Here is a 13598-nt window from a genome sequence, read left to right on the forward strand (position 1 = left end):
CCTAGTATCCTTCCCACCAGCTCGGATCTGTGAGATTCGGTGTCGATGGTTTCAAAGGCCAAGCCCAATATGAAAGTACCTGAAGCATTGTCCCTATACCCAATGGCTGCATTCAGACCATTCCCATATTGGAGTGTTATTTCGCCACCTGAAGCAGGGCTAAAATGATCAGGCCAGTCTTCAATATATGGAGATGTACCATAATTAAAGCCAAATCCTGAGAAAAAAGGTCCAACTCCATTAATAGTTGCATGATTGCCATCATCCCCAGCATAAGTCACATGTAAAATCTGGCTCAGAAAATCTGCATCAGCAGTTGAGCCTGCACTTAAATCAAATCCAATTTCTGCCCCTGATGCGAACAAATACCCCCCGCCATTTAAATAGGCAGTGACTACATTTTGTTCTGAGGTGCTGAAAGTTTCATCCGTTCTGCTATCATCACCCATAAACCAGAAGACAACGGAATAATCGTGAATATCCTGGGTAGCAGTCACCCACTCATTGCTTACCGTTGTGATGCCTGCAGAAGAACCACTATTCACAATGGCTTCAGAATAATACGTGGCAAAATTGTGCTGGCGACTGGTCCAGGATCCATTTGTGCGATCAAATCCATCAACCACCAGGATGGGTGAAGCATCGCTGTTAAGACGAACACCATAGGTATCTGAATATTCACTCTGGTTTGGTATAGCTGCAGTATCCACTGCCTTCATTCGGAACTGCAAATAGGTGTCTTGGGGGAACCCGACCACTTCAAAGCTGGTCATATCAGCAGTGAGAATAGATGGACCATGATTGGAGCTCCAGTTAACACCATCATATGAGAATTCAAGGATATATCCGGCTAGATCTGCATCACTGGGTGCTTCCCATTCGAAGTGAAGATTACCACTGGCATCTGGGCCAATGTATCTGAAATCAGGTCGCCCTGGTGGCAGAAGATCAACATCACTAAGTAGAACGTTAACATAGGTGGTATCCCAGTTGTCTCGCGTATCGGAACTCATCACCGAAATAACATATGGACCCGGTTCGTAAAGGTCACAATCGAGATAGTCATTTGAAGTGACGCGATTGGTCACGATGTAGCGATAAATACTGGTGGAGGATCCAGGAGCATAAACCCGATTAATATTTGAATTGGAGTACAATTGATCAGCCTCAAACCAGAAATGAGGTCCTCTCAATATCTCAGAGGTGTCAGCTGAATACAGTGCCCAGCCAATGGTATAGATGCCATTGTTCATATCAATGCTGGATTGGAGATCGGTTGTATCTGCCGCCTGGGCAATGATATCCACACGACCACTGAGGGTATTGTTTGAGAAAGCGCTGGAGCTCTCATCCATGACGAATTGAATAATCGGAGAGCGGGGGTGGTAAGGATCCACGAAAGGCGTGATTTTTCCAGGCAAAAGTGGATTCCCTGTAGGATGACCACTGGCTCCTCCTCCATAATTCAGGTGGATATGAGCATAACTATCGGTATGACCCACTACCGCTCCCTGGGCGACTGTATTGCCCACATGGAGAGTAGCCAATGGAAGCACATGGACATAGGCAAAATCTTCAACTCTGATCCAATCTGAACCGATTCCAGTGACAGTGCCAGCCATGATACTGAGTGCATTCTGTCCGGGAGCCAGTGGCATATCCGTACCATTGTGAAAATGATCCCTGTTTTCACGACATTCATCAAAAGTAGCAGAGATACGATGTTGTTGATTCATGGGTGCCATGGGCCAGGAAAAATTATTTATCTGCGCCGCCAATCCCAATGGTAGCCACAGGAAGATAAGGTATTGACGCATTACTGGCTGATCTCTAGCCACTCATAGTTGGTACCGATAAAAAAGCGATCTCCATCAGTATCAATCTTGAACAAACGGGGTGAGCGTGGATCAATTTCTATATCAACGGTGCGGTTCGACTGGGGAAAAAAGATTTGAGAGAAATGGGTATTTCGTTTGGCAAAGAAATCAGCGGCAACTCGGATAACAGCTACTTCACCCCGGTTGTTGACTGAGACTCCCAGGCAGACTTTGTTTTCATGATCAAAAAGAATCTTTTGGACGCGTTTGGGTCCTAATTCAAATAACTGGATGAACTCATGACTACTTACGGCTGCCAGAAAGGAACCATCGGGAGATAAATAGAGTTCATGTCCAAAATTTTTGTTACTCCACAGTACTTCACCCCCGGTTGATAGCTCAACTATGAAGGGCTGCATCTCAGTCTCCGTTGCGGAGTAGTTATACCCACTAACAAAAAAGCGCTGATTCTGAAATACAAAATCCTGGAGATAGCTGAAAGGTAGATAGGATGTTTTTTGACCGCGTCCGCCAGAATCAATGCTAATGAAAAGAGACTTTCCTGCAGGACCGCCATTAAAACCAGGGCGTTCAAGGAGTATATAGCATTTGTCTCCAACCCATTGCATGAGGACATTGCGCTCCATGCTCATATCACCCTCATCCTCATATAGCTGGCCTTCAGCTATGAGATTACCAGATTCATAGAAATAAATCAAAGCCTTCACAGGATCGACCAGAGCCAGCACACCTTTATCGGAGATTGCCGCCACAGGCGGTTTAAGATCTGATTCGGTACCGATGTTCACAGAATACTGCAGATCACTTTGACCATCGAGGATGAAATAATCAGAATATCGTTTCCCGTTCTTAATGTCTCCCAGATCTTGCAGCATTGAGATCAGACGAAAATCTCCTGTGGGAGAAAGACTTATTTTGGCTTCAGATCTATATGCTGGCATTTTTCTAATAGATTGATCATCAATCATATACTGGGAATTATTTGATGTATAGTACAGGGGTTGGCCATTCAAGGATACCCAGGACTTTGCGGCTTCCCTGAGCGTGACTTGTGAATCCACCGGAAGCGCTATTGCATTGCTTAGGAACAGGGTTTGCAGTCCTATTAAGATCATCTTTAGCATACTATTAATTTTCCTTCCCACGGCCATCTTGGCTAATAAAGTAATCACATTCAACGGCTAGTATTTTGATTCTATCCACGTTGTCTGGGTTTTTGGAACCATACAATATAGTAACTCATACTGAGAGTATACAAAAAGAGGCTACCCGATAGCAGCCTCTTTTTCCAAATATTCTCACTTTACGGAGATGGGGTTCTAAAATCCATAAGATACTGATAAATGATTAACATTCTTGAAGGGGCCGAAATCTGTGAGCGAATAGTCCAGACTCAGCTGTTTTCCACCAAATGGAACCCTGATACCACCGCCAAATGCGCTGGTTCCTACTGGATTTTCCTGACCCAGATGCCTGATACCACCCCTTAGGAATATCATATCTATGAAGGTAAACTCTGCACCAATATTGAAAAATTCCACATTATCATTGGGATGAACCATATCAACGGCGAGGACTGATTTTAGCAAATCACTGGAATAGAGATCCACAGCAAAGCTTGTGGTCAATTGCATGGGAATATCCCATTCGTCCAGTTCAAGTTCAGCACGAATGAACTCATTGTTACCCTCAATAACTGGGTCTGGATCAGTGGTGACCAGATTTGCGCGGCCAGAAAATTTCATTGATGTTCCGTAATTCCGAAGGACGAATCCAATTCTAAAATTTCGCCAACTGGAGTGATAGATAGAACCTACATCAACAGCCATGGATGAGGCTGACATGGTCCATATCCGTTCCTGCAAGAATTTTGAAGTTACACCGAATGAAAACCTATCTGTCACTTTCTTTGCAAATGCTACTCCAATGGAGAAATCGCCTCCATCAAAATACTCTCCTGTTCCCTCTGGCTGTGAAACAGTGGTAACTTCATCCTGGGGAATGGATAGCGAAACAACATAGAGGCCGAGTGTTCCAACGTTAGGCACAGGATATGCCAGGGTCATACTGCTGCTTTTTATCCCGGCTATCCAATTCAAATGGCTTATGGATACTTCGCCTGAACCGACGTATGCCAAACCTGCTGGATTCCAGAATATGGCAGAACCATCCGAGACTATGGATGTTGCGGCGTCTCCCATACCTGCACCACGTGCACTCATTCCAATTTTGAAGAATTGACCTGATGTGGTCCCGGCTTTTGTTATAGTTTCAGCATTTGCCATGGAAAAAGCGAAGACTACCAGTATCAAACTTATACATTTGGTAACTCTCATTTTATCACCGCCAGTCTTCCAATATGTTCATAGCCATCTGGAGTTTCCACATGGTATATATAATACCCAGCGGCGATGTCTTGATCCTCAGTGTTTAATAAATTCCACGATTCTGTACCGTCGAACAGGGAGCCGCTATGCTCAATCTCCTTGACGTGATCACCAGCGATGGTATATATGTTTATGGTACATAGTTGAGGAAGATGAATAAAATCAACCCTTCTCTCACCTCGTCCCATGGAAAACACAGCCGGTGGAGCTACTTCAAAGCTTGAGGCAGCAACATATGGATTTGGCACCACACTAATTCTATCCATCTCATCTTCAAGCTTGCTGTTATTAACCTTGGGATTGGCAAACTCAATTCTGTAGCGATCTATGGATCCCAGTGTGCAGAATTTTTTTGATGTGAATATTCTTAATTTTGACCCTGCTGGTGGTGTAGTAAACAGGGTATCGACAGTCACAGCCCAGGTGGGTGTCGGAGCACCATTAGAATAAAAGATAGGTGTGATCTTATCCCCCATACTTACTTCATTATCACCATCATTATCTTCGAAAAGAACATCAAGTTGTACATCATCATCCACGTTTGTAATCTTAAATCGAACGGGTTGAGGTCCAAAAATAATAGATGTATCGGCATAGTTATCGTAAAATTCTATGACCATATCACGAGGGTAGGCAGTTCCACCAAAGGCACTAAGGGCATAGGAATAGTCAAATGGCCCAGCAGTTGCGGCACCAGTGGCATCAACCCAGGCCAAAGAATCTAGCTTGGTTAGGGTCAAATCAAGTATGGATACTTCATAGGGACCCAGTGGTAATATTTGATTCCAACCTTTGTCCAAAGTATTCATGGAAAGGGCTTCCCAGATAACAGTGGTATCATTATTTGAGTCAATTTTCTCCGCATCAATTTTTATACTGTTTCCAGCCGGTGAAAAAATAACCTCATATGCCACACTTGAATCCAGACTCATATAGTCCAGCAGTGATACTTCAAAAGTAGAACCAGCGAGACCCTCAACGTGCGTCACAATGGCTGTTGCTGCGTCATACCCTGCTACTGGACCATTTGGTATTACTTCCACAACATTTGGTTCACCAAATGACCTGGAACATTCCAGAGGTGCTAAATTTCCACTAATACTCCCATGATCATAGGCCGTCACGGCGTAATAATAGGTCAAGCCATTGACCAGGTTGGAGTCTACAAATGATCTGTACAATCCAGTATTATTACCCATATCATAGTGATACCCTTCTGCAGAAGGAACCGAATGGGGACCTTCAAAACCGTTATCATAATCATATTGGGCTATGGGAACGTAACCTACACCAATGCCTTGATTATTTGTAATTTCTTCACCCCATTCGCCTTTAACAAGGCTGCGGTATACCTTATAACCCTCAAAATCCAGGCCATTTACAGCATCAACCGAAGATTCAGATAGCCCATCCCAGATGAGGGTGACTTTATTATTACCGGGTACGGCGACGACATTTGGTTTATCTGGCGGCTGGGTAAATTTAAAGTTAAGCTTGTAGATCCAGTCAGCTACCTGTGCGTTTCCAATGAGGTCCGGTTTTCCCTTACCCATAATCAATGCTACAGAGAACTTTTTAGTTTCACCAATGTCCAAAGAAAAATATCCTGAGCCAAAGATGAAAATATTATCTGCCTCTTGAGCAATATCATCACCTGTGGCGAATGTGCCAGGAGCCATTCTTTCCCACATTCTTTCATCCTGTTGGGCTTCTTCCTGACCATAGATGGGTGCCCAAAAACTCGTCAAACCAAGCATATCTGTTTCATCGCCGTCTGTCTCGTCAAAATCTGGTTCACCGGGATCAGGAACGCCATTGCCGTTCAGATCATCAGATTTGGCATCCAGATCACCCCAGTCATCAATGCGACCATCATTGTCATCATCAATACCGTTCCACATTTTTGCATCCCAGTAATTTTCTGCTTCGGCGAGATCTGCTGCGGCCTCGGCATCTGTGGCATTCCAGTCACCATCATTATCAATACCATCAGACTGGCTTTCATCAATCATGCTACCGTCACCAGGATCGTCTCCATCGTTGTCAATACCATCATCGTCAATACCGGGACTCTCTAAAAATTTAAAACCCAGGAAGCCTAAGTCTTCCCAGGGGATACCATAATCATTTCCAGAACCTTCCTTATCCCAGGCATATACCATTCCCCCAACTTCAACCTGTTGCTCTGAGTAACTATCATAACCGGAATTATCGATGAATCCCGCATAATCATCAGCGAAATCACCACCACCGCCAATGTGTGGATCACCTATCATTCCCACCACTACTTTATCGAGAACCTTCTCGGAGATATTCTTCACTTCATATTGAAAAAAGATTATGTCCTCAGCCACTGTTGCGGCGTACTGGTAACCACGTGCAGTGACTTCAATTCCCAATCCGCGAATGGAAGAATCGGAAGGAACTGGGTAATACTCGTATTCATCGTTGAACCTGTCATCCATCTTGTAATAGCTTTCAAAATCAGATACAATGACATCGTTGCCATACTGTCCTGGCCAGGTCAAAAAGCCATCTTCATCTGCTGGGAATAGATCACCCCAGGTCTCAGATTTATTTGAGACTGCAATATCTTCTCCGGCATCGTTGGCATATCCGGGAAGTGGCTCCCATCCCCTGACTTCAGTACCTGGGCTGGTTTCGCCACCGTCAAGCATACCATCTGAAAAGAACACGATAGTATCACCATCGATATCTATTACTTCAGCACCGACAACGGCACCAAACTCGTAGGCATATCCATGACCTGAATAGGATGGCCATTCCAGTGAGGGTTCTGTATTGGGTCTACCTACGGAACCATAGTTATAAAACAAGGTTCTGATGGCATTGCCACCGTGCATGCCGAACTTTCTGTCTGCATGGGCACCGGGTTTAGCTAGCTGTCTTCCCTCTATCTGCTGGATGTATTGCTCAAATTCCTGTTTGGACCAATATTTCATTGGACCGGCAGGTCTTTCCACTGCCTGTGCAAGCAAAACATTTGTGCAGATTAATAGCACAATACTCAATTTTAACCATTTACTATTTTTAATTGTTTGCATAATCTGCTTTCCTAGAATTCGTACTTGAGACCCATATATACGCGTCTTGGTGTGGAATACCAATTTGGTCGATTTATCCATTGGGGGGTTGCTTCGTCCCCATAGCGGCCCAGCGAGTAATCTGCGCTACCAGAACTATCCCACACATAATTTTGATTCTCATAGTCAAACACATTGTAGACTTTTACAAATAGCTGAATGTTCAGGCCACTTATGTCCAAGTTCTTATATGCATTAATATCCAGATTCATCTGAGTGGGTTTGCGAGCTGAATTTTCCTCGGCAACCTGGACTGTTGCGTTTACATCAGATGGTGTATAAGGGTATCCGGTCTCAATTTTACCAATTGAACTGATTCTCCAATCGCCTGGCTCCCCGATGTTCATGACAAACCTGAAAGCATGGGTTTGATCCCAGTCAAGCGGCACGACTTGCCTCAGGGGTTCAGAAGTATACCGGTAGTCACTTCTACCCTGTGTTGGATCAGATGCATTTCCAGCTGCGACCATATAGGTGTAATCAATTGCTCCTGAGATAGCATTTGAGAATCGTTGGTCAAATGAAGCAGTGATTCCCTTTACATTCCCCCAATCCCGATTAATAAACAGGGCATAGGAATCTGACCCACCTGGCAATACATAAACCTTTTGCCCGAGTAAATTTCTCATATCTCGGTAGAATAGTTTTAAGTATATAGCTGAATGCGTGGTCAATGCCTGTTCAAAACCAACCTCATAACTTATCGTTTTTTGAGGTTTTAAATCTGCATTACCAATGTCAGTTTTTATGACACCTTTTAACACTTTAAACTCTGCATTTTGAAACAGATAGTTGTAGGCAGGCATCTGGAAAAAATGACCGTATGAAAAGAACAATTTTCCTTCTGCAGTAATGGGAAAAGCCAAAGAAAATCTTGGACTAAACTGAGTCTTTATAGTGGCATCCTTAACCTGATCTGGTTTTGGATCACTCCAGTCTAAGGCTACTTTTCCATCCGTATTGTAGTAGTCATATCGGACCCCAACATTCAAAGCCAGATCTTCAAGTTCTATTTTATCCTGGAGAAATACTGAAAACTCAGTGGGTTGGTTATGAAATTCATTGGCATAAAGATCTTCTTCTGGAAGGATTGCATTACCTGGAATATCGTCTCCATTGATGTCAGTAGCATTGTTCCAGATACCATTCCCATTGATGTCATTAAAAGGTTCATCTTCATCGTATGATCCGTTGTTATTAACATCATACCATGGCTCATCCCTCAAATCAACTTCGATGGATTTTTGTTCAAGCTTAAAATCATGGCGTTTAACATCGAAACCCATCTTGACTTCATGTTGTGAGCCAAGCTGGGTAGTTAACTGTCCCTGTATGAGGTTGGTAATGGTGACTCGATCATATCTGGAGTTGTTCGTGCCACCGGTATAAAATTCATAATTATCATCTTGACGATAAAAATCGGCAGAAACATATCGAAGATCATTGATATCATCGTAGGCAAAGTATTTGTATTCGTTTGTAGTATTGGATAGACCAATGGAGTAGAAGGTATTTTGACTCAATTGGTGATTCAATTTTAAAATATGATTGAGGGCATTTTTCTCATTCTGATAGTGACCATCTTCAATGAATCTGCGGGAGTGAGAATAACTTTTCCACTTATCGTTTTCATAGAGGGCTGTGTATTGCAGTTTCATAGATCGATTCAAATAATAAATCACCTTTCCCTGAGCATTAATTTTCGTGTCGGGATTGAGTGAGAAGACCTGCTGTTCATCTTCCGACTGTAACAGTCCCAGTGAGTCACCACGTTCCATAGCTATACGACGCTCTTCAAGGGAATTATACTTGGTGAGACCAAAGAGCGTTCCCTCGCGATTAAAATGCCTGAGGGATGTAAAAAATTTTAAATCATTAATTATTGGAATTGGACCAGAGAGGGAAGCTTCTATCTCTCTTAGATTGCTCAGGTTGTAGGGTTTGACCTCTTCCCTGATCTTTTCATTATCATCAATATTGTAGTTTGACAGCATATCACCACCCATAAGCGACAGGGATCCTGTATAGTCGTGGCTGGGGTCTTTTGTCACGATGTTCACAACACCTGACATTGCCTGTCCATATTCTGCTGCAAATGAACCTGTGATAACTGATAATTCTTGAATGGCATTGGTGGCGATATCCACTCCCAAGCCCTGATGGAAGGGATTGATATTCGGGATACCATCGATGAGATAGGCTACCTCACTTGCTCTACCGCCTCTAAAGTGCAGTGCACCACCAGCGTCTACGGTTACGCCTGTTTTAGTTTGGATGATGGCTTGAAACGATTCAATAGGTGAATCTTTGATAACATCTGCGCCGATGACGGCAGCGCTGGCCGTGGCATCTTTCTGAATCATGGAACGAGTAGCGATGACAGTTACTTCTTCGTCTGACTCTAAAATTTGCATGGTTAATTTTGCATTGAGGTCAGTTGTGAGGTCAGTAATGATTAACACTTTTGAGATGGCTAAGGTGCTATATCCTATCATCATAACCCTGAGTGTGTATTCACCCGGGGGAACATTCAGGATATAATAATCCCCATTCTCATCAGATGAAGCTCCCATCATTGAATTCTCAATAACAACATTGGCACCGATTAATGGCGCACCCTCTTCATCAGTGATGGTTCCCTTAATCTTGCCGGTGGTACCCGCCATTAAAAAAGATGTGCATAACAGGGCTATTAGTAAGCTTTTTAACTTCATAGTATTGTCTCACTGAAAGAAAAATTATTGATGTATTGAAATAAATCAAAAGCCCCCGTTTTCGTTAGAATACGGGGGCTTTTATTAAGCTAGAACGCTATTTAAGAAAAGTCATCTGCTTGGAAATTGAGACTCCGTTTGTTTTTAGTGTATATACATATATACCACTAGCAGCAGGAGTTCCTGAAGCACTTAAACCATTCCATGTAGCAGTATAGCTACCACTTTCCCGGTGCCCAGAGACAATAGTATTTACTAATCTTCCTTGAAGATCATAAATATCGAGTGTTACATCACCTGCAATACTCATATCATACTGGATACTGGTTGTTGGATTGAAAGGATTTGGAAAGTTCTGAGATAGCTTGTAGCTATTGAGCATTTGGCTACCAAAACCGCCTGCGATGGCAGTTGTGCCATTATTGGACAATATTACTACATAGGAAGTGGCCGTTGAATCACCATCTTCGTAAGCAACACAAAGATCAGGAAAACCATCGCCATTCAGATCAGAGCTGGTTCCACCGTTTGAAGCTGAACCACCAAAGGATACGTAATAGGTACGAGCAGCACCTGAAGTATCCTGTTGATATACTTCTGATTTGACCCAAGATGCAGAATCAGTCAGAGCGTTAACCCCATCCCATTCCCAACGAGTTACACTGGTGAGGTAGTTATCACCACTAAATACGTCAACTTTGTTATCTCCATCGAAATCACCAACGGCCATTCCACGAAAACCGGTTCCTGGACCATCGATTTGATGAACATAACTGCTGTCAAAAGTCATGGCATCTGTTACGCCATCAATGATAACGAACTTCTGCTGACCATTACCAACAAACATTTCAGTGGAACCATCACCGTCAGCATCCCAGGCATAGGCAGAGTGTAAACCACCCAGCCAGTAGGGATCACCAACAACAGTGTTCATGTTGTAGGTATCTGGAGTTCCGTTACCTTCGAAGATATAAGCCTTGTCCCTACTGAAGGATGAGAAAAATGCTTCCTCAATTCCATCACCGTCTAAATCGGATGTAGCAACAGCATAAATACTATTTACATCACTCAGGGTGTCCAGTAATTCCTCAGTCCACTGCGTAAATCCTCCCAGATAGGCACCATTTAATGAAAAGATCATCATGGCATCATTAACAGCTGCATCACTGAAGCTTCTAAATCCCATGGCAACTTCTTGTTCTGAATCGCCATCAAAATCGCCAACGGACATACCTGAGGGTCTGGTATTTGAACCAACGGACACGCCAAAGTTCCACGTAGCAGTTGGAGTACTTGGAAGTACTGGACCTTCAAACACTAGAAAACGAGCAGGATTACTGCCATCAGGAGGGTTACCAGATCCATAAGGAATACCTACCAGGATTTCTGCATTCCCATCACCATCTAAATCGCCAACAGTATGAGTTGGAAAGCTTGCTCCACCTGTATACAAGGTGGTATCCCAATATGACCATGCAAGATCATAGCCACCAGAGGCATTGGCTTCGTACAGCCATAGGGAAATACCAGTAGGATATTCTGGTCCACCACCGTTTGGATTTGAATTATCGGTTAAAACCAAAAATTCCAGATTTCCATCGGCATCGATATCCCATCCAGATGAAATCTCATCTGAAACGAGGACACCATCAACGCCATACGGTGATCCGTCATGGACTGAAACCTCAAAATCTGTGCTCCATCCGGTACCCCAGGATTCTTGAGCTGATACGCTGAAAGCCATTAGAATGACAATAGCGGAAATTAAAAGTAACTTAGACTTCATACATTTCTCCTTTGATTAAATATATTCGCTGAAATATAGCTTCAAGTCTTTTCGATGGATACCATTTTATGCATAGTTAATTGACTTTATTTACATACTGCTTTTCAAGGGGGTCATTAAGTACCCCGAGTTAATATTTTTATTCTATCCAAACGCTCTATATCTTGTATTTACAATACTATTAGTCTTTCTATATATATTTTATTCATGGCATTTATAGAAATTTTTATTATTGATGATATTTTAAATCTCAATATTAAAAGAGTTGATCAACCTCAATTCTAGCCATTTTTGCAGCACATAAAGAGAAGGCGAAATCCTCACCTGAATAATAATATCCACGAGGATATATTTGTGCTGGTACGCACAATAAGCAGTGATGTATTCATGTGACATTGTGCTGTCAAATCTTATCTTGTCATCATGCTTTCTGGTGCTATTAACGCTTATCCAGGACTTACAGTGAGGCTATCAGCCATAAATCTAATTGAGAAAGGGACGTATTCTGCCAACATTTTATGAATTTTCCAGTGAATGGTTAGCCTTTACAGTATTCTTCGCTATTATAATGTTCTTTATCGGACTTGCAGAAGTCGCCAGAAAAGTTCTAAAACTATCGCCTGAGCTCTCCAGGAAATTTGTCCATGTCATGGTTGGAATTCTCGTCTCTCTGGCGCCATTTTTTCTACAAGCCAGTGCACCTGTTATTTTGCTGGGGGTAATATTTACCATTCTCAACTATGTCGCTCTAAAAAAAGATAGCTTTAAAGGCATGCACACAACAGAGCGTGTGTCATTCGGGACCGTCTATTTTCCAATTGCATTTACGCTGCTGGTCATCATGTTCTGGGAGAGAAATATCGTTCTCTTTGTCGTGGCCATGCTTATTCTGGCGTTTTCCGATACAGCTGCAACCGTGGTTGGTGAACGGGTAAAATCAAAACGAAAATTTATTCTATGGTACGATAAAAAAAGCTGGGCAGGCAGTGTTGCTTTCTTTTGCGTGACTCTCATTGTTGTGATTGGAGCTTACCCTGTATATTCAAACATCATCAACAATCCACCCCTACCCCTTGATCATTTGATAAGTATGGCTGTCTTTACAGCTGCCGTAGCCACCGTGGGTGAAGCGGTCTCCAAGCGTGGGAGTGACAATCTGACCCTCACACTGACTGCCGCCCTGGGTATGGATTTATATCTTTCTTCCATGGCCACAGGCACCCTTCCCTATATGGGTGGCTGGTTTGCCGTTTCCATGATACTTGGCTATAGCGCTTTCAAACTCAAGGCATTAAGTGTCAGTGGTGGTTTTGGTGCCTTTCTAATTGGTTTATTTATGTTCGGTATGGGCAGTTGGCATACCATGCTCCCCCTCATCGGTTTTTTTGTATTATCCAGCATACTTTCAAAAATTGCAGATCGACAATCCAGAAAGGATATCATCGCTTCCAAGGGTTCTCAGCGCGATATCGTACAGGTCTACGCGAATGGCGGTATACCGCTGATATTCACAATTGCATGGTATCTTAGCGGTTTCTCAATTGATTGGCTCTACTGGGCCTTTTTGGCCTCTCTGGCAAGTGCCACTGCAGATACATGGGAAACAGAGATCGGCAGCTTTAGTAAATCCCTGCCCCTGAACATTCTGACCTGGAAACGGGTTCCCAAGGGTTTCTCAGGTGGGATATCATCGTTAGGAACAACAGGCGGCGTGTTAGGCGCTGCAATCATTGTTGCCATCGCGGGATTGATGGGTTTTGTGGAATGGG

At 43.1% G+C, this 13598-nt stretch carries 7 protein-coding genes; 1 reads left to right on the plus strand and 6 read right to left on the minus strand.

The features are described 5' to 3' along the window. From ISR87_14445 to ISR87_14470, 6 genes are all read right to left on the minus strand, one after another. Positions 1-1817 (minus strand): hypothetical protein (locus ISR87_14445; GenBank protein MBL7026639.1); only part of this gene is annotated, 1817 nt, incomplete at its 3' end. Beyond that, entirely contained in the window at positions 1817-2962 is a 1146-nt protein-coding gene (locus ISR87_14450) for a hypothetical protein (GenBank protein ID MBL7026640.1), read from the minus strand. The genes ISR87_14445 and ISR87_14450, both read right to left, overlap by 1 nt. A gap of 195 nt (positions 2963-3157) precedes the next feature. Beyond that, entirely contained in the window at positions 3158-4174 is a 1017-nt protein-coding gene (locus ISR87_14455) for a PorV/PorQ family protein (protein MBL7026641.1), read from the minus strand. Continuing rightward, complete coding sequence (locus ISR87_14460; protein ID MBL7026642.1) at positions 4171-7290, minus strand: hypothetical protein; 3120 nt, start codon at positions 7288-7290, stop codon at positions 4171-4173. The genes ISR87_14455 and ISR87_14460 overlap by 4 nt, the downstream gene beginning before the upstream one ends. An 11-nt stretch (positions 7291-7301) precedes the next feature. Continuing rightward, entirely contained in the window at positions 7302-10043 is a 2742-nt protein-coding gene (locus ISR87_14465; GenBank protein ID MBL7026643.1) for a TonB-dependent receptor, read from the minus strand. Positions 10044-10140: 97 nt separating this feature from the next. Further along, positions 10141-11829, minus strand: a complete 1689-nt coding sequence (locus ISR87_14470) for a VCBS repeat-containing protein (protein ID MBL7026644.1) — start codon at positions 11827-11829, stop codon at positions 10141-10143. A gap of 487 nt (positions 11830-12316) precedes the next feature. On the opposite strand from ISR87_14470, the gene ISR87_14475 reads away from it, so the two are divergent. Continuing rightward, positions 12317-13598 (plus strand): DUF92 domain-containing protein (locus ISR87_14475; protein MBL7026645.1); only part of this gene is annotated, 1282 nt, incomplete at its 3' end.

Source organism: Candidatus Neomarinimicrobiota bacterium (assembly GCA_016784545.1).
Taxonomy (GTDB): domain Bacteria; phylum Fidelibacterota; class UBA8477; order UBA8477; family JABMPR01; genus JABMPR01.

Excerpts from the sequence above, each read along its gene's own strand:
- ISR87_14460 (MBL7026642.1), bottom strand. The coding sequence starts at position 7,290 with ATGCAAACAATTAAAAATAGTAAATGGTTAAAATTGAGTATTGTGCTA.
- ISR87_14455 (MBL7026641.1), bottom strand. The coding sequence starts at position 4,174 with ATGAGAGTTACCAAATGTATAAGTTTGATACTGGTAGTCTTCGCTTTT.
- ISR87_14465 (MBL7026643.1), bottom strand. The coding sequence starts at position 10,043 with ATGAAGTTAAAAAGCTTACTAATAGCCCTGTTATGCACATCTTTTTTA.
- ISR87_14450 (MBL7026640.1), bottom strand. The coding sequence starts at position 2,962 with ATGCTAAAGATGATCTTAATAGGACTGCAAACCCTGTTCCTAAGCAAT.
- ISR87_14470 (MBL7026644.1), bottom strand. The coding sequence starts at position 11,829 with ATGAAGTCTAAGTTACTTTTAATTTCCGCTATTGTCATTCTAATGGCT.